Source organism: Nocardia sp. BMG111209, from assembly GCF_000381925.1.
In the GTDB taxonomy this organism is placed as follows: domain Bacteria; phylum Actinomycetota; class Actinomycetes; order Mycobacteriales; family Mycobacteriaceae; genus Nocardia.
On record NZ_KB907307.1, the window covers coordinates 1,690,899 to 1,713,714 of the forward strand.

Annotated in this window: 20 protein-coding genes and 2 pseudogenes; 12 read left to right on the top strand and 10 right to left on the bottom strand. The window is 67.7% G+C overall.

The genetic code is table 11. The features are described 5' to 3' along the window. Positions 1 to 19: 19 nt before the first annotated feature. The 4 genes from G361_RS0107660 (at position 20) to G361_RS0107675 (ending at position 3,823) form a co-directional block, all read left to right on the top strand. Positions 20 to 1,120 carry a flotillin family protein gene (locus G361_RS0107660; protein ID WP_026342800.1) on the top strand — a complete coding sequence of 367 codons (1,101 nt, stop codon included), beginning with the start codon at positions 20 to 22 and terminating at the stop codon, positions 1,118 to 1,120. Between the two features lie 55 nt (positions 1,121 to 1,175). After that, positions 1,176 to 1,553 (top strand): cold shock domain-containing protein, encoded by a 378-nt coding sequence (locus G361_RS0107665; protein ID WP_019926482.1) that lies wholly within the window; start codon positions 1,176 to 1,178, stop codon positions 1,551 to 1,553. A gap of 129 nt (positions 1,554 to 1,682) precedes the next feature. Then, the gene (locus tag G361_RS0107670) at positions 1,683 to 2,765 is read left to right on the top strand and encodes an ATP-dependent DNA ligase (RefSeq protein WP_019926483.1); all 1,083 of its coding nucleotides are present in this window, start codon (positions 1,683 to 1,685) and stop codon (positions 2,763 to 2,765) included. Further along, positions 2,762 to 3,823, top strand: coding sequence for a DNA polymerase domain-containing protein (locus G361_RS0107675; RefSeq protein ID WP_019926484.1), 1,062 nt, complete (start codon positions 2,762 to 2,764; stop codon positions 3,821 to 3,823). Before G361_RS0107670 ends, G361_RS0107675 begins: the two co-directional genes overlap by 4 nt. A 232-nt stretch (positions 3,824 to 4,055) precedes the next feature. Here the strand turns inward: G361_RS0107675 and G361_RS0107680 are convergent, their stop codons facing one another. The 3 genes from G361_RS0107680 to G361_RS0107690 form a co-directional block, all read right to left on the bottom strand. Further along, positions 4,056 to 4,742 carry a TetR/AcrR family transcriptional regulator gene (locus G361_RS0107680; RefSeq protein ID WP_369797879.1) on the bottom strand — a complete coding sequence of 229 codons (687 nt, stop codon included), beginning with the start codon at positions 4,740 to 4,742 and terminating at the stop codon, positions 4,056 to 4,058. After that, positions 4,723 to 5,868, bottom strand: coding sequence for an acyl-CoA dehydrogenase family protein (locus G361_RS0107685; RefSeq protein WP_019926486.1), 1,146 nt, complete (start codon positions 5,866 to 5,868; stop codon positions 4,723 to 4,725). The genes G361_RS0107680 and G361_RS0107685 overlap by 20 nt, the downstream gene beginning before the upstream one ends. Before the next feature lie 85 nt (positions 5,869 to 5,953). Next, complete coding sequence (locus tag G361_RS0107690; protein WP_019926487.1) at positions 5,954 to 6,646, bottom strand: TetR/AcrR family transcriptional regulator; 693 nt, start codon at positions 6,644 to 6,646, stop codon at positions 5,954 to 5,956. A gap of 374 nt (positions 6,647 to 7,020) precedes the next feature. Here G361_RS0107690 and G361_RS0107695 point away from each other — a divergent pair, with 374 nt between their 5' ends. Beyond that, positions 7,021 to 8,481, top strand: coding sequence for an SDR family NAD(P)-dependent oxidoreductase (locus G361_RS0107695; RefSeq protein WP_052172748.1), 1,461 nt, complete (start codon positions 7,021 to 7,023; stop codon positions 8,479 to 8,481). Positions 8,482 to 8,920: 439 nt separating this feature from the next. Here the strand turns inward: G361_RS0107695 and G361_RS0107700 are convergent, their stop codons facing one another. Continuing rightward, positions 8,921 to 9,916, bottom strand: a complete 996-nt coding sequence (locus tag G361_RS0107700) for an ecdysteroid 22-kinase family protein (RefSeq protein WP_231386815.1) — start codon at positions 9,914 to 9,916, stop codon at positions 8,921 to 8,923. Here G361_RS0107700 and G361_RS48110 point away from each other — a divergent pair. The 4 genes and pseudogenes from G361_RS48110 to G361_RS0107720 form a co-directional block, all read left to right on the top strand. After that, a pseudogene (locus G361_RS48110) lies at positions 9,908 to 10,201 on the top strand (TetR-like C-terminal domain-containing protein); the annotation flags it as partial. The gene G361_RS0107700 and the pseudogene G361_RS48110 sit on opposite strands and share 9 nt — an antisense overlap. A gap of 183 nt (positions 10,202 to 10,384) precedes the next feature. After that, positions 10,385 to 11,032, top strand: coding sequence for an HAD family hydrolase (locus G361_RS0107710; RefSeq protein ID WP_036494704.1), 648 nt, complete (start codon positions 10,385 to 10,387; stop codon positions 11,030 to 11,032). An 18-nt stretch (positions 11,033 to 11,050) separates the two neighbouring features. After that, entirely contained in the window at positions 11,051 to 11,425 is a 375-nt protein-coding gene (locus tag G361_RS0107715; protein ID WP_026342802.1) for a DUF2784 domain-containing protein, read from the top strand. 369 nt (positions 11,426 to 11,794) lie between these two features. Beyond that, positions 11,795 to 12,241: a GNAT family N-acetyltransferase gene (locus tag G361_RS0107720; RefSeq protein WP_019926493.1), complete on the top strand. Its 447-nt coding sequence runs from the start codon at positions 11,795 to 11,797 to the stop codon at positions 12,239 to 12,241. 83 nt (positions 12,242 to 12,324) lie between these two features. Here the strand turns inward: G361_RS0107720 and G361_RS42680 are convergent, their stop codons facing one another. From G361_RS42680 to G361_RS0107735, 3 genes are all read right to left on the bottom strand, one after another. Next, entirely contained in the window at positions 12,325 to 12,540 is a 216-nt protein-coding gene (locus G361_RS42680; RefSeq protein WP_019926494.1) for a GNAT family N-acetyltransferase, read from the bottom strand. Between the two features lie 250 nt (positions 12,541 to 12,790). Beyond that, the gene (locus G361_RS0107730) at positions 12,791 to 15,217 is read right to left on the bottom strand and encodes a phosphoketolase (RefSeq protein WP_019926495.1); all 2,427 of its coding nucleotides are present in this window, start codon (positions 15,215 to 15,217) and stop codon (positions 12,791 to 12,793) included. Between the two features lie 8 nt (positions 15,218 to 15,225). Then, on the bottom strand, positions 15,226 to 16,149 hold the full coding sequence (locus tag G361_RS0107735) for a universal stress protein (protein ID WP_019926496.1): 924 nt from the start codon (positions 16,147 to 16,149) through the stop codon (positions 15,226 to 15,228). 384 nt (positions 16,150 to 16,533) lie between these two features. On the opposite strand from G361_RS0107735, the gene G361_RS47690 reads away from it, so the two are divergent. Then, on the top strand, positions 16,534 to 17,403 hold the full coding sequence (locus tag G361_RS47690; protein ID WP_196814434.1) for a universal stress protein: 870 nt from the start codon (positions 16,534 to 16,536) through the stop codon (positions 17,401 to 17,403). A 29-nt stretch (positions 17,404 to 17,432) separates the two neighbouring features. Here G361_RS47690 and G361_RS0107750 read toward each other — a convergent pair whose 3' ends face one another. After that, positions 17,433 to 19,727 carry a hypothetical protein gene (locus G361_RS0107750; RefSeq protein ID WP_026342803.1) on the bottom strand — a complete coding sequence of 765 codons (2,295 nt, stop codon included), beginning with the start codon at positions 19,725 to 19,727 and terminating at the stop codon, positions 17,433 to 17,435. A gap of 275 nt (positions 19,728 to 20,002) precedes the next feature. Between G361_RS0107750 and G361_RS0107760 the strand changes: the two genes are divergently transcribed. Beyond that, entirely contained in the window at positions 20,003 to 20,359 is a 357-nt protein-coding gene (locus tag G361_RS0107760) for a DUF1048 domain-containing protein (protein WP_019926501.1), read from the top strand. A gap of 1 nt (position 20,360) precedes the next feature. Beyond that, positions 20,361 to 20,669: a DUF1048 domain-containing protein gene (locus G361_RS0107765; protein ID WP_019926502.1), complete on the top strand. Its 309-nt coding sequence runs from the start codon at positions 20,361 to 20,363 to the stop codon at positions 20,667 to 20,669. Between the two features lie 42 nt (positions 20,670 to 20,711). On the opposite strand, the pseudogene G361_RS48115 reads toward G361_RS0107765, so the two are convergent. Continuing rightward, positions 20,712 to 21,407: pseudogene (locus G361_RS48115) on the bottom strand (cation transporter); the annotation flags it as partial. Between the two features lie 31 nt (positions 21,408 to 21,438). Beyond that, positions 21,439 to 22,791: a DUF2254 domain-containing protein gene (locus tag G361_RS0107785; RefSeq protein ID WP_019926504.1), complete on the bottom strand. Its 1,353-nt coding sequence runs from the start codon at positions 22,789 to 22,791 to the stop codon at positions 21,439 to 21,441. Between the last annotated feature and the right edge of the window lie 25 nt (positions 22,792 to 22,816).

The window sequence follows — 22,816 nt, forward strand, 5'->3', positions numbered from 1 at the left end:
TAACAAGGAGACAGACATCGTGCTGGGCTACCACGTGCCCGAGCCCGACGAGGCCATGCTGGTCAGCGGCGGCCGCGCGCGGGACAATGCACCGTTTCGGGTCGTCATCGGCCGCGGCACCTGGGTCATGCCGCTGTTCCGAAAGGTCAGATATTTGTCGCTGGCCATGTTCGAAGCAGAAATCGGCGAACGCTGCGTCACCAAACAGGCCGTGCAACTCGACGTCCGGGCCGTCATCGCCTTCAAGGTCGCCAACGACACCGTCTCGATCGTCAATGCCGCACAACGGTTCCTGTCCGAACAGGAACGGGAGATGTCGGTACTCACCGGCCGCATCTTCTCCGGCCATCTGCGATCGATCGTCGGCTCCATGACCGTCGAGGAGATCATCCGCGAACGCCAGAAACTCGCCGACGAGGTCCTCGTCGCCTCCAAGGTCGAAATGAGCAATATCGGCCTGTGGGTCGACTCGTTCCAGATCCAGTCCATCGACGACGGCAACCTCGGCTACATCACCGCCCTCGCCGCCCCGCACAACGCCGCGGTCCAGCGCGACGCGCAGATCGCCCAGGCCGCCGCCGCACAGGAATCCGCTGCCGCCGAACAGGAATCACTGCGCAAACGCGCGGAATACCAACGGCAGACCGCGATCCTGCAGGCCGAATACCAGCGCGATATCGACAAGGCGAAAGCCGAAGCGGCACAAGCCGGTCCGCTCGCCGAGGCGATCGCGCTGCAGGAGGTGCTCACCGCCCAGGCCGAACGCGCCCGCAAACAGGCCACACTGCGCGAACAGCAGCTGCAGACCGAGGTCGTCAAACCCGCCGAGGCCGAGGCCGAACGGGTCCGCATCCTCGCCCAGGCCGAGGCCGACCGCACCCGCATCCAGGCCGAGGCCGCCGCCTCCAACAACCGGATCGCCCTGGACCAGTTGCTGATCGAGCAACTGCCCGAGATCGTGAAACAGGCCGCCGGCGGGTTGTCCGGCGCCAACCTCACCGTCCTCAACGGTCCCGACGGCGTCGGCGAGATCATCAACGGGATGGTGGGCCAGGGACTCACCGTGTTCAATTCGTTGCAGAAGGCACTTGCCCCGGTCGCCGATCACGACGCCGGATAAAGTGCTGACAAGGGACGGCTACGAGGAGCAGGTGTAGGTGGCTATCGGGAAATTGGTGTCCTTCGATAGTTCGCGGGGGTTCGGATTCATCCGCCCGGACGACGGCGGGCCCGACGTGTTCGTACATGTGAACGACATCGGACTGGACGAGGACGAGTTGCGGCAGGGCCGGGTGTTCGAATTCGAGGTGACCGAGGGCGACCGCGGCCCCAAGGCGGTCAACCTCACACTGGCCGCGGGACAGCCACCACCGGCGCCGCGGCACAACCGCGGTCGCGAACGCACCGCCGGTCAGCTCACCACCGCCGAGCACAAAAGGCTCATCACCGAATTGTTGCTCGACGCCAGCCCCGCCCTCACCGCCGGGGAAATACTCACCATCCGGGACCGGCTGACGGCATTCGCCGACCAGCACGGCTGGCTGGAGAATTAACCGGGGATACGATCTCGGTCGGACGCCGCGGGCGATGAATCTCTCCCGCCCGCGTCGTCTGCCGTGTGTGCCGCGAACAACACGGCCCGCACCGCAGCCGCTACGCGGAATCGACCCGAGGAGGATCGCGTGGACCTGCCCGTCATGCCACCGGTGAAACCGATGCTGGCGAAATCGGCATCGGAACTGCCACACGACCCGGAGCTCTACTACGAGCCGAAATGGGACGGCTTCCGCTGCATCGTCTTCCGCGACGGCCCCGAGATCGAACTCGGCTCCCGCAACGACCGCCCCCTCACCCGCTACTTCCCCGAACTGGTCGAGCTGCTCGCCACCGCCCTGCCGCCGAAATGCGTCGTCGACGGCGAGATCGTCCTCGTCACCGACCGCGGCCTCGACTTCGACACCCTGCAGAACCGCCTGCACCCCGCCGCCTCCCGGGTGAACAAACTCGCCGCCGAGACCCCCGCCAGCTTCGTCGCCTTCGACCTGCTCGCCCTCGGCGACCGCGACCTCACCGAGCAGCCGTTCCACGAACGCCGCCGCATCCTCGAAACCCTGCTCGAATCCAGCCCCGGCCGCACCCACCTCACCCCGATCACCTCCGATCCCGCCACCGCCCGCGACTGGTTCACCCGCTTCGAGGGCGCCGGCTTCGACGGCGTCATGGTCAAGGCCAAGGACCTGCCCTACCTGCAGGACAAACGCGCGATGATCAAGGTCAAACACGAACGCACCGCCGACTGCGTGATCGCCGGATTCCGCTGGCACAAGGACGGCGAAGGCATCGGCTCCCTGCTGCTGGGCCTGTTCGACGAGGACGGCCGCCTGCACCACGTCGGCGTCGCCGCCAGCTTCACCGCCGCCCGCCGCAAGGAACTGGTCACCGAACTGGAACCCCTGCGCACCGGAGCCCTCGACGACCACCCCTGGCGCGAATGGGCCGACGCCGCCGCCGCAGCCCGCGCCGACGGCCGCATGCCCGGCGGCATCAGCCGCTGGACCGGCACCAAGGACCTGTCCTGGGAACCCCTGCGCCCCGAACTGGTCGCCGAGGTCCGCTACGAACACGTCCAGGCCGGCCGATTACGCCACGGGGGCCGGCTGGTCCGCTTCCGCGACGACCGCACCCCCGAATCCTGCACCTACGCCCAACTCGACGAGGTCGCCCCCGCCGAACTCGCCGACATCTTCGCCGAGGCCGCCCGATGAGCAGCGAGAAGATCGACCTCGACGTCGACGGCCGCACCGTCACCATCAGCAACCCCGGCAAGATCTACTTCGGCACCCGCGGCGAGACCAAACTCGACCTCGTCCGCTACTACCAGGCCGTCGCCGAACCCCTGCTGCGCACCACCCGCGACCGCCCGGTCCTGCTCGAGCGCTACCCCGACGGCGCCGGCGGCAAATCCTGGTTCCAGAAACGCGTCCCGAAATCGGTCCCCGACTGGCTGCAGACCACCGTCGTCTCCACCCCCAACGGCACCACCAGCGACGCCCTCGTCGCCGCCGACCTCGCCCACCTGCTGTGGGCAGTCAACCTGGGCTGCTTGGGATTCCACGTCTGGCCCACCCACGCCGGCGCCGACGCCGAGAGCACCGCGCCACCGGTCCACGACGCCACCGGCGCGCTGCTGCCACCCACCGGCGTCACCGACGAACTGCGCATCGACCTCGACCCCTCACCCGGCATCGACTTCGACGACCTGCGCGCCGCCGCCCGCGCCACCCGCGACCTGTGCCGCGACCTCGGCATCGACGTCCGGGTGAAGACCTCCGGCTCCCGCGGCCTGCACCTCTACGCCCTGCTGCAACCACACTGGGACGGCTACCAGGTCCGCGCCGCCGCGGTCGCCCTCGCCCGCGAACTCGAACGCCGCCACCCCGACACCATCACCGCCGCCTGGTGGAAGGAGGAACGCGGCCGCCGCGTCTTCGTCGACTACAACCAGAACGCACCCCACCGCACCGTCTTCGGCGCCTGGTGCGTCCGCCCCAAAGCCGGCGGCCAGGTCTCCACCCCGGTCGCCTGGGACGACCTCGACGCCATCGACCCCGGCGACCTCACCCTCGCCACCGTCCCCGACCGCCTCGCCGCCCTCGGCGACCCGTGGGCCGACCGCACCCCGCAATCACTGGAACCGCTGCTCGAGATGTCGCGCAAGGACCTCGCCGCGGGCCTCATGGACGCCCCCTGGCCACCGGTCTACCCGAAGATGCCCGACGAACCACCCCGGGTCGCCCCCAGCCGCGCCCGCAAAGAAGACTGAACCGCCACCACCTGGACTATTGACCGACAAGCCGCCGGGAGTAAACTCGTAGTTACACCGGAACACCGGGTCACGCTCCGAACATCGGCAGAGACGTCTGCCGACCGTACGAAACGGGATCGCAGGCTCCGGCCAGGCCCCCGGCAAGCCGGACGGACACCGGAACCTCAGCGACGACTGTGATTCACGGCAACGACCAAGGCTACCGGGGACTGCGCTGTCCGGGCCCCGCTCAGCCCACACCGCCACCCGCGAGGCCCTCGATCCGCGGGAACGACTCTGTGATCAACGCCATCAGCATGTCCACCAGCAGGCCGTGCACCTGCTCCCGGCTCAGACTGCCACGCGAGATCCATTCCCGCCCAGCAGCTTTCACCAAACCCCCATAGGCCCGCACCAGACCGCGCAACTGATCGCCGTGCCGGGAATCCTCCAGCCCGACCATCCGCAACATCCGATCCGCGGCCACATCGTCGGCCTCGTCCAGCATGCGCTGCACCTCCGGATCGTCACCGATCCCCTCGTGCCCGGTCACCTTCACCCAGGTCGAACCGTGCGCGCCGATGGTGTCCAGCAACCAGGAGACACTCGCCTCCACCCGCTCCCGCATCGACCCCGCGGACACCACCATGGTCTCCTCGCGCGGCAACGTCACCATCCGCCGCACCACCGCCAGATACAGATCGCGCTTGTTGCCGAAATAATGATTGATCAGCCCCCGCGCCACCCCGGCCCGATGCGCCAGCTCGGCCGTCGACACCGCCGCGTACGGCCGCTCCCCGAACATCTCGATCGCGCACTCCAGAATCTGCGCGCGCCGCGCGTCCGGCTCGAGCCGCCGGCGCGCCGGCGGCTCGGCGGCGGGCACCGTGACCACGGGTGCGGGCCGGGCAGGGGTATCAGAGCGACCGGGCGACAAGATCCTTCATCACTTCGTTGGAGCCGGCGAGGATACGCAGCACGCGAGCCCCGGTGTACAGCTGGGAGATCGGGTACTCCGTCATGTATCCATAACCGCCGAACAGTTGCAGACAGCGGTCCACCACGATACCCAATTGATCGGTGAGCCAGTATTTCGCCATTGCGGCCGTGGGGATGTCGAGTTCGCCGCGCAGATGCCGGACGATCGCATCGTCGAGGAAGGTACGGCTCACCCGCGCGATCGTCGCGCACTCCGCGAGCTCGAACCGGGTGTTCTGCATCGCGAACAACGGCTTACCGAAGGCCTGCCGCCCCTTGGTGTACTCGACGGTCAGCGCGACGGCCTTCTCCATCATGCCCACCGCCATGATCGCCGTCACCAGCCGCTCCTGGGCCAGCATCTGCATCATCTGATAGAAGCCCCGGCCCTCGGCCTCGCCGAGCAGATTCGACGCCGGCACCCGCAGCCCGTCGAAGAACAACTCCGCGGTGTCCTGCCCCTTGCCACCGATCTTCGACAGGATCCGGCCGCGGGTGAAACCCGGTGTGCCGTCACCGACTTCGGCGAAGATCAGCGACACCCCCGCCGCACCCTGCGTGGGATCGGTCTTGGCCGCGATGATGATGCCGTCGCACAACCAGCCGTTGGAGATGAAGATCTTCGACCCGGTGATCACGTACTCGTCACCCTCGCGGACCGCGCGGGTGGCGATGTTCTGCAGATCCGACCCGGTACCCGGCTCCGTCATCCCGATCGACAGCACCATCGCACCGCTCGCCGCCTGCGGCAACACCCGCCGCTTCAGCTCGTCGGACCCGAAGTGGTACAGGTACGGCGCGATGATCGAGGAGTGCACGGGCATGCCCAGCGCCCCGTCACCGGCGTTGACCTGCTCCTCCACGATCGCCGCCTCGTGCGCGAAACTGCCACCGCCACCGCCGAATTCGGCCGGGATCGCCGCACACAACAGACCCAGTTCCCCCGCGCGCCGGTAGAGCGCCCGATCCGGATGGCCCTGTTCGACGAACCGATCCTCGTGCGGGACGACCTCCTTCTCGAAGAACGTCCGCGCCAGGTCCCGGACGGCCTCGACCTCGTCGTCGCTCCATGCGGCGCGCGCCATCGCTGTACCACCTCTCGCACCGGCCCGATACCGGTCATCCGGCACCAGCCTGTACCGCTGTTGGCGGGATGTCAACAAGACGTCGTCAGTCCTCGTCGCGAGCGCGATTCACCTCCGCCAGGGTCGCGAAGATCGGCACCCGCGGATCCGCCACGACCCCCTGCCGCCGCAGGAAACCGTCGATCAGTCCCCACACCAGTTCCGTTGCCTGACCGACGAACTCGTCCACCGAATGCTCCGGCCGCGCCAGCCACAGATCGGTCACCGCCAGCACCACACCGACCACCGCGCGCGCCAGATAATCGACCCCGGCGCTCTCGATCGCCACCGCCTCCGCCACCGCCCGCGCCAGCTTCTCGAACCGCCGCGCCACATCCCGGCCGAGCTCGAACTGCAGCACCGAACCGTCCGCCCCGGCCGGCACCGGCGTCTGCGCGAGGAACCGGAACACGTTGGGGTGAGCCAGAATTCCCGACGCGTACCCGCCCAGCACCCGCTGCAACGCGGCCCGCGGGGGTTGCAGCAGCACCGTCATGTCCTCACCGGTGGCGGCAAACGCGTTGCGCGACACCCGTTCCGCGATTCCGGTGTACAGATCGGCCTTGTCCGCGAACTGCCGATACAGCCGCGGCTTGGTGATACCCGCCTCGCGCGCGATGTCGTCCATACTCGGCCGCGGGCCGGCACGGTCGATCACCCGCACGGCGGCGTCGACGATCTCGTCGCGGGTGATCCGGGGCGTTCCGGACCGAGTGGTGGGCACGATGTTCGACTCCATGAATACGTCAATAATTCCCGGCGGAAGCATATACGTACCCCCGGTACGTATCACGGCGATGGCAGATTTCCGACCGTCCCCGCCGGCCATACACCCATGCCGCCATATGTGAGCGACCGCATAGCGCGAAATTTGCCGATACCGGGCTGCGAAACCGCCGGTATCGACTAACGTACCGGCGGTACGACTCGGCGCGAACCGCGGCCCAACCGCCTCCGTCCGGTCGCGCGCACACCGCGCGCAGGGCTCGAAGGCCGAGGGGTCGGGCCCTGCGCGGTGGGTGCGCGGCAACCGTGTGCCGGACCACACCACCGGCGATGCGACAATGGTGCGAACCCGTATCCGTCTCGCACGAAGGATTGACCCGCAACACGATGGCCGAACACCACTCGATCACGAGCGACACCGCTGTGCCGGCCATCGATCCCCACGAGCTCGCCGTCTGCCTGCGCGTGCTCGACCAGGCCGGGCAACTCGACAAGGAACATCCCGACTCCCTCGCCGTGCAGCGCGCCGTCGGACACATGTTCAAGACGTTGAAGCGCCGCCGCCGGATCGAATCCCGCGACCGGATCGCCGCCGCCGACCGGGCCGTACTCGCCGCCACCGCGACCGCCTCCCCGAACCGCATCGACGACGAGACCGCGGGCGTCCCGATCTCGTCGGCCACCGAGGACGGCAGCGCGGGCACCTTCCTCCGCGCGCGGCCCTGCTACATGTGCAAGCAGCGCTACACCCGGGTCGACGCCTTCTACCACCAGCTGTGCCCCGACTGCGCCGCCAAGAGCCACGCCAAACGCGACGCGCGCACCGACCTCACCGGCCGGCGCGCCCTGCTCACCGGCGGCCGCGCCAAGATCGGCATGTACATCGCGCTGCGGCTGCTGCGCGACGGCGCCCACACCACCATCACCACCCGATTCCCCAACGACGCGATCCGCCGGTTCAAGGCGCAACCCGACAGCGCCGACTGGATCCACCGGCTCCGGATCGTCGGCATCGACCTGCGCGATCCGGCCCAGGTGGTCGCCCTCGCCGACGACGTCGCCGCCCAGGGCCCGCTCGACATCCTGATCAACAACGCCGCCCAGACCGTCCGGCGCTCGGCCGGGGCCTACAGCGCGCTCGCCGACGCCGAATCCGGCCCGCTGCCCGCAGGCGTCCTGCCCGAGAGTCTGAACTTCGGCAAGACCACCCAGGCCCACCCGACGGCACTCACCGCCTCGCTGACCCCGACCCTGTCCGCCGCCGCGATCACCGAACTCGCCCTCGTCGCCGGATCCGCCACCCCGCAACGCATCTCCGCCGGCATCGCGATCGACGCCGGCGGCCTGGTGCCCGACCTCGCGCACACCAACAGCTGGGTCCAGACCGTCGCCGAGGTCGACCCGACCGAACTGCTCGAAGTGCAGCTGTGCAACTCGGTCGCGCCGTTCATCCTCGTCTCGCGACTGCGACCGGCGATGGCCGCCGCACCCGCCCGCCGCAAGTACGTGGTCAACGTCTCCGCGATGGAAGGCGTGTTCAGCCGCGGCTACAAGGGCCCCGGCCACCCGCACACCAACATGGCCAAGGCCGCGCTCAACATGCTCACCCGCACCAGCGCGCTCGACATGTACGAGAACGACCGCATCCTGATGACCGCCGTCGACACCGGCTGGATCACCGATGAGCGGCCGCACTACACCAAGCTCCGCCTGGCCGACGAGGGCTTCCACGCCCCGCTCGACCTGGTCGACGGCGCGGCTCGCGTCTACGACCCCATCGTCCGCGGCGAGGACGGCGACGACCTCTACGGCTGCTTCCTCAAGGACTACGAACCCGCCAACTGGTGAGCTGATCCCTTTTTCTCTATGCGTCTTTCGGTGTTGGTCCGATCCTGGCGCGACATGCCCAATGTGCGACACATAGATAGATGCGCATATTTGCGTACCATTATTATTTTGACCTGGACTTTGGCGGGCTCCTCACCTGGCCCTTCACTCCGGTGTCGATCGACGATCGGCGCCGCTTGTGGGCCGGCCCTCTTCCCTGCCGCACCCCGCCACCGTGTACTCCTGACAGGCGTAATCACCTGCTACCCAGTGATATTCGCGCGATCCACTCCCCCGGGCCGGGCTCGACGCGCACCAGTCCGCAACAGATCGCTGGATGCGCATATCCGGGTATCTGAATTCGAAAATTCGCTCGGAGGGGATTGCCGAGCGGTTGGGAGGCAGGTGCCGGGCGCGTTCCCGCGCCCGGCCGACGACGAACCGTACCGGCTCGTCGGTGTCAGCGATCCAGGAGGGCGATCGCGCCGGCGGTGTCCAGGTCCGTGTACGCGGCCGAATAGCGTTGCGCGAGAGCGAGAGCGATGTCGGGGCGTTGCCAGAGCTCACCGGCGCTGGCGGTGGCCAGCCAGAGCGTGAGCCCGTGGGCGACGGAGGCGCGGTAACGCAGCCGGATCTCGTCCATCGATGGCAGCTCGTCGGCGGGGAGTTCCAGCGCGTCGCGGTAGTGCTCGAGCAGTTCCGGCTCGGCGGCGCGGCGGTCGTCGGTGGTGAGCGCGCCCTGGAGGAAATAGCCGAGGTCCAGCGACCAGTTGCCGCGCCGGGCGACCTGCCAGTCGAGGAACCCGACCTGCCCGTCGGTGGTGAGGTAGGTGTTGCCGATGTGCGGATCGCCGTGCAGCAGGGTCTGCGGGGCCCGGGTCAGGCTGTGGATGTAGGGCTTCCACACGTCTTCGATCAGCCGCTGCATGGTCAGCGCGTGGACCTCCGGTGGGGCCTGATCACCCAGGCTTTCGAGCGCGGAGGGCAGCGGTGCGATTTCCATGCCGTCCCAGGGCACGAACGGCTCGAGCCAGTGCAACGCGGGTTCGGTGTGGACACGCTGGTCCCAGTATTTTCCGTGCATGCGGCCCAGTCCGCGGACTCCGCTGATCGCCTGGGCGGGGGTCAGCGGGCGGGTGGCGTCGCGGGGGTCGGCGCCGCGGGCGGTGAGATCCTCCATCACCAGCAGGAAGTCCTCCCCCGGCTCATCGATCACCGCCGCGTACACCCGCGGATGTTCCAGCGGCAGCGACACGCCCGAGGCGAACAGCCGTGGCTCGTGGAACAGGCCACTGGTCAGCCGGACCAGGTCCCGATGCGCGGGATCGACGGCCTTGACGAACACCGTGGCCGGCCCGTCGCCGGTGGCGTAGGACAGTGCCAGCCGGGCACGCCGGTTGGTGCCGTCGTCGCCGCGGCCGCCACGAACCCCGCCGACGGCAACGCGCTCTACCACCAACTCAGCGCACCGCAACACCACGGACTGACCACCCGCCTACGGCGAGCCGCCGACACCGGAGACATCCACGCCGACACCGATATCGACGCCGTCGCCGACACCCTCATCGGCACCCTGCTGCTCCGCACCCTCACGCCCCCGGGCACCGGCGACCACAGGACACAGTTCGACCGACTGCTCACCGCCATCTTCCACGGCATCACCTCCGCCGAGGCTCCGCCGCCGCGCGCGGATCCGGCCGCCGGACACGGCGGCATACGTCCGCTCCGGCATTCTCCGTGACGGCCCGCGCGCACCGAACAGGCCGATCCCGCGCGGGATTTCGCGGATCCGGACTCCATGATTTGTGACAGGTCATGGAAATCGCTGTGAGGCCGTGCTTTTCGACGGGTCGATTGGCCGCGGAACGGTAGCCGGTCGGAAACGGGTTACGGCAGTGAAACGTTCGCGCCTAGGGTGGAGATCATGATCGAAGCCGTGGTTTTCGACGTCGGAGAAACGCTGGTAGACGAGACCGGGCGGTACCAGAACTGGGCTGATTGGTTCGGCGTACCGCGCCTCACGCTGATGGCCACACTGGGAGCCGCGATCGCGACCGGCCGGGAGTGGACCGACGCGATGCGCCTGTTCCGGCCCGAATTCGACATCCGCCGCGATGCCGAATTATTAACGGCCGCAGGGTATCCCGACGGTTTCACCGAGGCGGACCTGTATCCGGACGTACGCCGCGCGCTGGAGCAGTTGCGGGACCGCGGCCTGTGGATCGGGATCGTCGGCAACCAGCCGGCCCGCACGACCCCGATCCTGCGCGCGATGGACCTGCCCGTCGACTACATCGCGACCTCCGACGAATGGGGGCTGCGCAAGCCCGATCCGGAGTTCTTCCATCGCATCGCCGCGATCGCGCCCTGCGCGCGCGACCGGTTGCTGTACGTCGGCGATCGGGTGGACAACGATGTGGTGCCGGCGAAGGACACCGGCCTGCGCGCCGCGTTCGTGGTGCGCGGCCCCTGGGCCTGGATCCAGCGGGACTCCCCCGACGCCGCGCGGGCCGACTGGCGCATCTCCGCCCTCACCGAGCTGCCCGCCTTGGTCGACGCCGACGCCGCGTGACCCGCCTACTCTGGAAGGGTGATGTACCGCCTGCTCGCGGACGCCACCGCCGGGGTGCATTTCCTGTTCGTCGCCTACCTGGTGGTGGGTGGATTTCTCGCGTGCCGGTGGCGCTGGACCATCTGGACCCATGTCCCGGCGGTGGTGTGGGGATTCAGCACGGTGCTGTTCGGATTCGTCTGCCCGCTCACCGAGCTGGAGAACTGGTCGCGCCGGCGCGCCGGTGAGGCGGGGTTGCCGCCGTCGGGGTTCATCGATCATTACCTGACCGGCGTTCTGTATCCGCGGAGTGCCCTGGAGCTCGTCCGGGTGCTGGTGGTGATCGTGGTCGTGGCGTCCTGGGTGCTGTACCTGCGGTTGTATCGCCACCGAAGTACACAGACCGTCGGGTGATCCACACATCGAGCGGCGGTTCGATCGGGGCCCGGGAGGCCGATTCGTCCCGCTGATGCCGTCCTGTCCCGCCCGTGTGCCTCCGTCTCGGCACACTGGCGCCCTCTCGAACACGGCCTCCGACCTGGGCCGACGGCGCGAATCGTCCAACCGTTGGCAACTAGCTTCGGTCGTGAATTCCGGTGTCGGTTGATCGCGATCCTCGACATCGCTTGGGTGCGGTGGTGGCTCGTTTCCGGTCGCGAATTTCAGAACCGGGGTGGCGCGTGTCCGCCGCTGCCTTCGGCATGGATCCCCAAGCGACACTGTTTATCTCGCTGACCACCCCGGCCACACCCTCCCGCCGAACCCCGAGAAAGGTGGACACCCGTGCACGCGACCGTCCGCGCCGGCACCCGCACCGATATCGATGCGCTCGTCGCACTCGACCGAGTCGCCCATCACGGCAACACGCGAGCCGGTCACATCACACGATGGTGCGAGCAGGACGCGGTCCTGGTCGCGGAGGCCAACGGTGAACCCGCCGGATACTGCGTCATCGAATACACCTTCTTCGACCACGGCTTCCTGACCATGCTCATGGTCTCAGAATCCTTCCGCGGCAGAGGGATCGGTGCGACACTGCTGCGCGCCGCCCGCGCGGCATGCGTCACCCCGAAACTGTTCACCTCGACGAACCTGTCCAACCACGCTATGCAACGACTGCTCCACCGTGCCGGCTGGCTGTCCGTCGGAATGCTCCACGACCTCGACTCCGGCGACCCCGAAGTGTTCTACCTCCACCGAGAACCAGAACAACCCCTCCGGAACCGGTGAAACTTCGGTGGCACTACGCACATGGAACAGCAGTTCGGCGCCCGAGCCCGCCTGTCCGTGTACCGATGCCCGGTCGCCTCGAATCAGATCCAGTAGCGTCGGATCAGCGTCCCGTCGCTCCACGGCTCGACCGATTCGAGTACGCCGCCACATGATTCGATGATTCGGCTGCTTGCTTCGTTGTCGTCGCCGCATGTGATGAACACATGCTCGATGCCCATCTCGTGCGCGAGGTCGAGACTGCGCTGCAGAATAGCGCGGCCTCGGCGGCGATGCTGGGCGAGGACCGATTTGTTCACTGGCGCAATGAGATACCGCGCGGCTGGGCTGCGAAGACCACGCGGAGCGGCTCACGCCATCCACGAGGCGGACGTCCATCCTTACCGCGCAGGCGCGGCCGGACAGCATGCCCGGCCCGGCGGTGGCCGGGATGAACGCGGCCCGCACCCTGAGGGAGTTCGGTCGCTTCAGTGAACCGCTCTACCGGTCTCACTCGGCTTGCTGCCCAGGCTCCGCTCCCTGAGACAGGGACAGTCCCCGGTAGTGAGATTATCGACTCGGGACAATCACGCCGTCGCCCGAGACGATCGGCAACGTATGCGGTGTTTCCCAGCGCCAGTCCTGAATCTCCGCCGGATCCTCACCGAACCGGTAGGCGTGCGTGCGGGCCCGGTCGAGCCGGTCCAGCAATTCCTCACGCAGATGTCCCATCCGCTCGTCCAGCCGGGGCACCTGCTCCAGCGCGGCGAGCGCGAGGTGGTAGCGATCGATGCCGTTGAGCACACACATCTGGAACGGGGTCGTGGTGGTTCCGCGATCGTGGAACCCCCGCACGTGCATCCGGTCGTGACCGGGACGACGATAGACGAGTTGATGGATCAGCCACGGGTAGCCGTGGAATGCGAAGATCACCGGCCGTGCGGCAGTGAAGATCTCGGTGTAGGCACGATCGGAGATACCGTGCGGGTGCCGATCAGACGGGAACAACCGGGCCAGATCCACCACATTCACGACGCGGACCGCCACCTCCGGCGCCAGTTCCCGCAGCACCGCGACGGCGGCGAGGGTCTCCTGGGTGGGTACGTCACCGGCGCAGGCCAGCACGACATCGGTATCGCCTCCTGCGTCGGAACTGGCCCACCGCCATACTCCCAGCCCGCGAGCGCAGTGCCGACGCGCCTCGTCGTCACCGAGATACTGTGGCGCGGGCTGCTTTCCGGCCACCACCACATTGATCCGGCCTCGACTGCGCAGACAGTGGTCGAACACGTGCAACAGGCAATTGGCGTCCGGCGGCAGATACACCCGCGAGACCTCCGGCCGCTTGCTCAGGACGTGATCGAGAAAGCCCGGATCCTGATGGGACGCACCGTTGTGATCCTGCCGCCACACGTGTGATGTGACCAGATAGTTCAGGCTCGGAATCGGCTCCCGCCATGGGAATTCGGCTGCGGTATGCAGCCATTTGGCATGCTGCACCACCATCGAGTCGATGATGTGCGCAAACGCCTCGTAGGTGGAGAACACGCCGTGCCGACCGGTCAGCAGATACCCTTCGAGCCAGCCCTGGCACAGATGCTCCGACAGCACCTCGAATACGCGACCGTCCGGCGTGAGCCGGTCGTCGCCGGGCCGATGACCTTCCCGCCAGCGCCGGCCGGTCACCTCCAGCACCGCATCGAGCCGGTTGGACGCGTGCTCGTCCGGGGAAAAGAACAGCAGGTCATGGGAATTGGCGGTGAGGGCATCTCGAAGGTAGCCGCCGAGTACCCGGGTGGCCTCACCGTCGACCGCTCCCGGCGCCGGAACGGCGAGGGTGTGCCCGGATACTTCCGGTAGCCGCAATTCGATGCGGGTTCGCCCGTGCGCCAGCGGATTCGCGCTCATCCGCAATTCACCGACGGGATTCGCCGACTCGACCAGCGGCGCCGGGGTTCCATCGGGTGTGAACAACTCTTCCGGTCGATAGGAGTGCAGCCATTGTTCCAGCAACGCCAGATGAGCGGGATCGTCGCGCACCCCCGCTAACGGCACTTGATGGGCGCGGAACGTATCCGCCACCGGCACACCGTCCACCTCCGCCGGACCGGTCCAGCCCTTGGGGGTCGCGAGCACGATCATCGGCAGCCGCGCGGTGCCGGTACCCGGGCTGCGGCGGGCCTCGTCGCGGATCTCCGAGATCCGGTCGAACACCTCGTCCAGCGCGGCCGCATATGCCTCGTGGACTTCCCGTGGGTCACTGCCGCGCACGTGCCACGGCTCCCAGCCGTGACCGAGCAGTAGTGCGTCCAGATCTCCGCGCGGCAGGCGGGCCAACAAGGTCGGGTTGGCGATCTTGTAGCCGTTGAGGTGCAGAATCGGCAGCACCGCGCCATCGCAGATCGGGTTCAGGAACGCCGGCGCGTGCCAGCTGGTCGCCAGTGCGCCCGTCTCGGCCTCGCCGTCGCCGATGACACAGGCCACCGTCAGATCCGGGTTGTCCAGCGCCGCACCGGTGGCGTGCGCCAGCGAATAGCCCAGCTCGCCGCCCTCATGGATCGAGCCCGGCAGATGCGGCGATGCATGGCTGGGCACTCCACCGGGAAAGGAGAACTGCCGGAACAATTCCCGCATCCCGGCCACATCCTGCGCCACCTCGGGGTGACGCTCGCTGTAGCTGCCCTCCAGCCACGCTGCGGCGTTCAATCCCGCGGCGCCGTGTCCCGGGCCGCATATGAACAGCATCCGGCGGTGCCGTTGCCGGATTATGCGATTCAGATGGCCGTAAGTGAGTGTGATGCCGGGCACGGTGCCCCAATGTCCCACCAGCCGTGGCTTGATATGCTGCGCTGCAAGCGGTTCGGTCAGCAGTGGGTTGTCCAGCAGATAGATCTGTCCGGCGGACAGGTAGTTCGCCGCACGCCACCAGGCGTCCAGGCCGGTGAAGAAATCGTCTTCGGCAAGCGCAGCCCGCGCCGGATCGTTGTTCATCGACATCGCTCTCATCATTCGGGGCGGACAATCATTACCGGGCAATGCGCTTGCTGCACAAGCGAATTCGAGGTCGACCCGAGCAGCAAGCCGCGGAATCCACCGCGCCCGCGGCTGCCGACGACCACCAGTTGTGCGTGCTTCGACCAGTCGATCAGCACGCCGGCCGGCTCCAACGGATACACCCTCCGGGTCACCGTCACCTCGGGATACTTCTCCTGCCAGCCCGCGAGCCGCTCGGCCAGCAGCGCTTCCTCGGTCACCGCGATCGCCGACACCGATTCGAGGAGGTACGGGTCATCGGCGTACTGCCCGAGATTGATGTCCGCCCAGACGTGGACGACCACCAGTTCGGCGCCACGCTCCGCGGCCTCTTCGAAGGCCGCGGCGAGCGCAGGCTCGCCGACCGGACCACCGTCGACGCCGACGACGACGGGCCCATCGGCCCGCACCCGGTCCTCGGCATCGGGATCGGCGCGAACCACTACGACAGCGCCGCGCGCGTGGCTGGTCACCGCCAGCGCGATCGACCCCAGATGCGCCGCCCACCCGCCCGAGCCGGTGGTACCGATCACGACCCGATAGGCGTCGGCGCTCGAGCGAACCAGCAACTCACGCGGGTCCCCGTCGGACATCGCGGACGACACTCGCAGGTGCGGATACTGCTGCCGCACCGCGCTCACGGCCTTGCCGAGGTAGACCTCGCCGATCTTGTGCATCGACTCGACGACCGGCGGTATCGATACGTCGTATCGGTTGTAGACCTCGGCCAGCCGGTTCAACGCCAGGCTGTGCACGATGCACAGCTCCCGTCCGCAGCGGTCGGCTGTGGCGGCCGCCCACATCAGTGCCCTCTCCGACGCCTGTGAACCGTCGATGCCGACCACCACTGCGGCCGATGCCAGGTGATGGGGATCGTCATTGTGCTGCCGATCCATCGCAACCTCCTCGTGAGAACACCGTCCGATCGGCCGGTGTCCTCACCGTAGAGAGAACCGGGCCGTTACCGATGCGGTACAAAGTCCCGCCTCCGGGGTCCGAACGCCCTGTTCGACTGCCACACTCAGCCGCCGCACACGAGCCCGGCCGCCGGCGGACCGGCTCCGCCGCCCGCGCGCATCGGCACCTCGGCCGGGCCGTGTTCGTTCGAGCAAGGCATCACCGGCACCGCGCTGATCATGTATTTTCTTCCCGGTATGATCCGTATGAAGACAGAAAAGGTCTGATCGAGCGTTGCCCGGTGCGAGACAGCACGGGCTACGCGCCAGCGGAGGCGGTGACTCATGACCGGTCACCCGCAGTCGGCTTCGGCGGGGGCGATCGTGGTCGGTGTCAACGGGTCGGTGAGTTCGTATCACGCGGTGGCGTGGGCGGCGGTGGAAGCACGGTTGCACAGATGCGAGCTACGGCTGGTCGAGTCGATAGCAGCGGCAACGCCCGACGTCGGCCCATGCGAGCCGTCCATCGATCTCGACCCACAGTTTCTGCAGTACTACAGTCGCCGCACTCTCGCCGAGGCGATCGGGATCGTGCGGGGCGCCACTGGCAGCCGATTCCCGCTTGTAACCGCCGAAACGGTCGATCGACCGATCATCGACGAACTGCTGGGCCGGTCGCACACCGCGCGGATGATCGTGCTCGGCCGTAGAAGCCTCGCAGCAGTCGATGGTGGGCTGGTCGGCTCGGTGGGAGCCACACTGATCCAGCGCGCACACTGCCCGATCGCGGTCACACATACCACCCTTTCCCGCGATACGTTCTCGGCCACATCGGTTCTCGCCGGAGTAGGCAGAACCACCCTCCACATGCCCGCCCTCGGTGTCGCTTTCGAGGAAGCCGCCCTCCGCGAGGTCGGCCTGACCATCGTGCATATGTCCAGCGAAACGGCCACTGTCGGCGGTGACACCCGTACGGGCTGCCGGGACAGCGCCTTCGCGGCCGAAATCGCCCGGTGGGCGGCTCGCTACCCGCAGGTCACAATCCACGACACTGCGGCCGATGACAGCCCTGTCCAGACACTGCTCGACGAAACGGACAACGCGCAACTGCTGGTAATCGGCGGCTACGGCCCAGGAGGATTCGCGGACATGCTCATAGGCTCCAGCTACCGCACCCTCGCGAATATGGTCGATTGCCCCTTCATCGTCGTGACCAGGCCGATTCACCCCCGTATGCCGCAACAGGATCGTTGACACGACCAAGTCGGCTGCGGTCACCCGTGTCAGTGGGCGGCGGCGGTCGTCCACGGGCTGGTGGTCGGTCGGAGGAGGGTGTCGACAGCAGTGGCGGTAGCGGCCAGCGAGGTCGCGGTGGCGAGGTCGGTGGCGGTGTCGGTACGCAGGTAGATACCGGCGGCGACCGACAGTCGTTGCGCCAGAAGCAATTGGAGATGCCGGCGGGTGTCCTCGCCGATGCGGTGCCAGTGGTCGGCCGGGATCACCCGCTCGAATTCCGCAGGGGCAGCGCGCCGATCCACCAATCGCATCACGTCGTCGGTGAAGGGGGTGTCGACGAGATCCGGCCGTAAGGGTCGTGGGGTGTCACGCTCGGCCGCGGCCGCGGATTCTGCGATCTGAGCGGCGTAGGGGGCTCGATGCGGGGCGGGGAGGTCTCGGGTACCGGCCGCCAGGCGAAGGGCTGTGGTCGTGCGAGCGAGCGGGGACGTGGTCGGAGTCTCGTCGTGGACCCGGTTGCGTACACGGATCGCGTCCAGCGCGACTGCGGGAGAGTATCCGGCGGCGACCAGCGCGCCTTGAACATCGGCGGCGGTGGCGCCGATCTCGAAGACGTTCGCCGCGGCTGCGGCCGCGGAGCGGGATGAGTAGTCGCCGAAGCGCCGGACCGCCTCGCGTGCTGCGGCGTCCTGTGCGTTCTTGCCGAGGGTCAGCCCTCCGGTCCAGCCCGCGACGGCCTCCGCCGGCACCTCACCGCGCAACAGCCGGTAGTTCAGATCGTTGAGATGCTGCTGCCGGATCGACCAGTACTGCAATGGATTCGGCCTCCGGAACAGCAGCGAGGTCAGCGGATTGGCATCGATGACAGCGAGTTTCTCCAGCCCGCTCGTGCCTCTGCCGACCAGTTGACCCGGTGACAGCGCGTAGCGCAGACTCGCCGCGCTCAGGTCCGTGCTGCTCGGTGATCCGGTCGAGTCAGCGGATCGACCGGCGAGAGCGCCACGGATCTGCTCGGCGATGCGAACCTGGCCCCCGACAAGTCCCAGGTCCAGGCGGCGCAGCAGTGCAAACCCGGTGAGCAGTAGCAGGCCGCCGACGAAGACGACCGCCATCTCCTCACCCGCGGCGGCGCGGAAGACGTCGTCGAGAACCAGCGTGTATATGCCGAGGAAGACGGTATAGGCGACCATCGCCGCGGCGTCGGCGACGATATCGACGAGGTTGCGGATCAGGAACGCCTGGGTCGGCCCGTAGATGAAACCTCCTGCCGCGAAACCGAATACGGCCAGCAGCCCGTGGTACACCGAGGACAGCGCGGCCAGGAAGATCTTGATCGCCAGGTAGCACAGGAACAGCAGCAGGATCGTCCCGAAGACCAGGAGCACGAGACCGGTCCCGGCTTGTCCCATACTCGGATTGTCGGCTTTGTTCAGTGCGTAACGGTCACCGCAGCCGCTCAGGCCCGCGGTGATCCGCCCGCTGTCGCCGTCGAGAACACCTGCCGACCAGGCCGCGCGGCACGCGGGTGCGGTGTCGACGACGTGCCCGAAGTTCCAGACCTGCACCGGATGCCGCGCGAAATTGTCGGCCAGCGTGGCGGTCAGACCGGACACGATCGCATCCGGCTGCGGAGTGTCGTCGCCGTTGACGCCGGCCGCCACGGCGATTCCCACGTCCCGTGCGTGGGCCAGCAGCCCGTGCGAGGACAGGACATCCGCCAGCGGGTGCGCCAGATAGGTGGCGCCGGCCACCGCCACGGCCAGCATCGTCGCCACCTGGATCGCCGCGCGGGCGTGCTGGCCGCGCAGAACGAACCACGCCACGCAGAACGCGCCCACGGTCGCCGCGGTCACGAGCACGATCGGGATGGCGACCTGCCGGGTGAGACTGTCGCCGACGGCGGTCAGCGGCTCGGCCACCCGGTCCAGCCACCGGAAACTCACCACACAGCCGACCAGCCAGATCGCGCTGATCACGATGACCATGAAACCGGTGAACTCCGACTCCAGCCCCAGCGACAACACGGTGTTGCGGGGATGCAGCAGGCTGCCGTGGTCGGTGGCGAACACGTAGTCCGACAACGGGATTCCTGACGAGTCCTTGACGCCGGTCCACGCCAGACCGTCGATCGCCGCGGTCGGGCCGCCACTGCCGGCCTGGGTACCGGCCCGGCTCACCGCGACGGTGCCGAGCACCACCGCGACCGCCTGAAAACCGATGACGAGCAGCGGAATCGCCAACAGGCAACGCCGCACCGAGGCGGTATTCGCCCAGACCCGGCAGCGATCCGGTACCGCCACCACTCGCTCGCCGACCCACCGTGAGATCTTGCCCCACACCATGCGCACGGCATTGTGTACAACACCGGAAAGTGTTCCGCGCCTGTCCCTTACGGTTCCTTGATCGCGCTACCGCACGGCCCGGCAACCGGACTCCGTGGTCTGCGATCGCCGCTTGCACGGCCACTACTCTGTGTTACTATGTAGCAGTACTCTTCAGTACAGAGTACCCGCAAATGGGGAGGTACCCGGATGGACGACCCGACGGAGACGCTGAAAGGCACTTTCGAGGGCTGGTACCTCTCCGCACGGATCGACCAGCTCGAGGAGGGCGGGAGATGAATTTCTGGGAGACGGTCACCGGTAGTGATCTGACCAGGGAATGGAAAGCGTTCGAAGCGCGGGCCGAAGAATTGCCCGCCGACTATCGAGCGGCGTGGGAACAGATGAAGGGTCACCTGTTCCCCTACTCGGGCTTCACGGGCCGGGAGTTGATGCCGATCCTCGACAGCGCCCTGGGGCTGCTCGAGGAAGCGGCCACGGACGGGCAGAGCATCCACGAGGTGCTCGGCGACGACATCGCGGGCTTTTGCACGGCGCTGGCCGGTGGCGCGGGGGCCCGGGATTATCGCGATCGGTGGCGCGAGCAGTTGAACCGGAACGTCGCACGAAAATTGAGCAGGCTGGGAGGCTGACATGAGTATCCGCGACATCATCGAGGGCAAGAGGCAGTGGCGGGCGCACACGGCCCGGGTCAAGGCGCTCCCGCCGGACTACCGGATCGTCTACCAGGAGATTCAGAAGTACCTGTTCAAAGTCGGACCGGTCGACCTGTCCGACGGGCGCCTGCTCGCGGAGATCGTCGATTTCTTCGAGGAGGGTGCCGCCAACGGTAAACCGGCCCTGGAACTCCTGGGCCCCGATATCGCCGCCTTCTGCGACGACCTGATCAAGGACTCGCGCACCTACGCGGAGATCTACCAGGCGTCCGCCCGGGAAGGGTAGTGGCATACCTGACCGAGATCGGTGACAGCACCGAAGTCGGTCGTCGCAGCAGGAGCAGTCGTGCCCTGACCGCGCGGCCGGTGCGGAACCCGGAGGTGGTGTAGCGCAGCAGGTTTCGCCCTTCCAGGCGTTCACACCTTCGGTCACCGCGATCCCGGCGATGGCGAGGGCGGCGATCGGGTCGGCCCACGACCAGCCGAACAGGCTGTCGAGCAGCAGCCCGGCCAGTAGTACCGCCGACAGGTAGGTGCACAACCGGGTCTGCTCGGAATCCGCGACCGCGGACGCGGAGCCGAGTTCACGCCCCGCGCGCCGCTGCGCGGCCGACAACACCGGCATTGTCACCAGACTGATTGCGGCCGACCCGATCCCCACCGGCGAATGCCGCGCTTCACCGAGGCCGACCAGGCCCCGGATCGCGTCGATGGTGACGTAGGCGGCCAGCGCGAAGAACGAGAACGCGATGACCCGCAGCGCGACCTTCTCCCGGGCCTCGGGATCGCGGCCGGCGAACTGCCAGGCCACCGCCGCCGCCGAGGACACCTCGATCACCGAATCCACACCGAACCCGACCAGCGCGGTCGACGACACCCGGGTGCCCTCGGTCAGCGCGATGATCGCCTCGATCACGTTGTAGCCGATCGTCGCGGCCACGAACCAGCGGATCCGCCGCGACAGCACCTGCCGCCGCGCCGGACTCGGCCCCGGCCGCACCAGCGGCATCCCCAGCTGCGACATCAGCAGCACTGCTCGCACATCGACAGGGTGTTTACGTTCTCCTAGCGCCGGGAGCGGGAAATACTTTCGCTATCGGACTGTCGAGCGCACTCGTCAGCATCCGATAGCGGCGCAGGACGTCGTCGAGATCCGCCTCCTCGGATATCGACTCCCGCGCGGCCCGCCCGATCATGTCGGCCTGTTCGAGCAGCAGCCGCAGCCGTTCGGGATGCACTGTGCGACTGGCTATCTCGGTGAGCGCGTCGAGCTGCCGGATCATGATCGCCGGCATACCCCGCCCGGCCTGGCGGATCTTCTCGAACGCGCGCTGCACCAGGCGCTCGTAGCTCGCCTGCGCGGCGATGACCCGGATGTAACCGTCGCCGTCGCGGCGCACCGGACTGGGGTCCCACGAAACGGTGATCCGCGCGAGCGCGTCACCCAACCAGTCGATGCAGGTCAGCGCAGTGAACGTGTCGTTGACGGCCGGGGACAGCGCGCGCAGGGCGATCTCCACGATCTGGTCGATACCGAAGGAGATGTCCTGGGTGAGCGTGCGCATCGGCCCCACGACATGGCCACGCGCGAAATCCGCGGTGATCCGCGCCGCGGCCCCGGCCGGCCACACCGTCGCCACGATCTGCCCCTCGGTGAGGAAATGACCGGGACGGTAGGGCAGATGGATGACCGCGTCGGCCGCAGTCGCGAACCGGATCAACCGCTCGTACCGGATGTATTGCAGATAACCGCTGCCCGCGACGTGGACCGGGCCGCCGGACTCCGCCAGACGGACCGTCAACTCGTCCATGGACGGGCCGCGCGGCGGCACGGGCGGGACCGGCTCCCGGTTCGCGTCTATGGCCGCGGAGACCTCGCCCGCGATACCGGCGATGACGTGGGGCAGCTGGATCGCCGTCGCGATGTGATTGATGAAATAGATCAGCACCGCCAAGTCCGCGACCAGTGACACGATCGACACCGTGGTCGAGATGTGCGGCACGAAATCCGCGCCGATGGACACCAGCGTCAGGATCGCGTAGACGAAGGTCCCGACGAAGGTGCCCAGGGTGAGCTGAGTGCCGCGATCCCGGATGAAATTCCGCAACATCCGCGGACCGAACTGCGTGGACGCGAGCGTCAGCGCGACGATCGTGATCGAGAAGACCACCCCCACCACCGTGATGATCGCCGCCGCACTCGCGGTCAGCACCTGCCGGGCCGCATCCGGAGTGCCGCCGATGACCCAGGACGGAAGCGCGAACCCGTGCCGGTACACCGCCCGGTCGAGCACATAGGTCACCACGAACAATGCGACCGCGGCCAGTACTTCCATACTCGGCGCGAACCACAGATTGGTGCGCAGCGCCTCGCGCCAACGATCGGATTCGAGAGCAATATCGGACATTTCGGGCCTCCGCGCGGCTGATTGT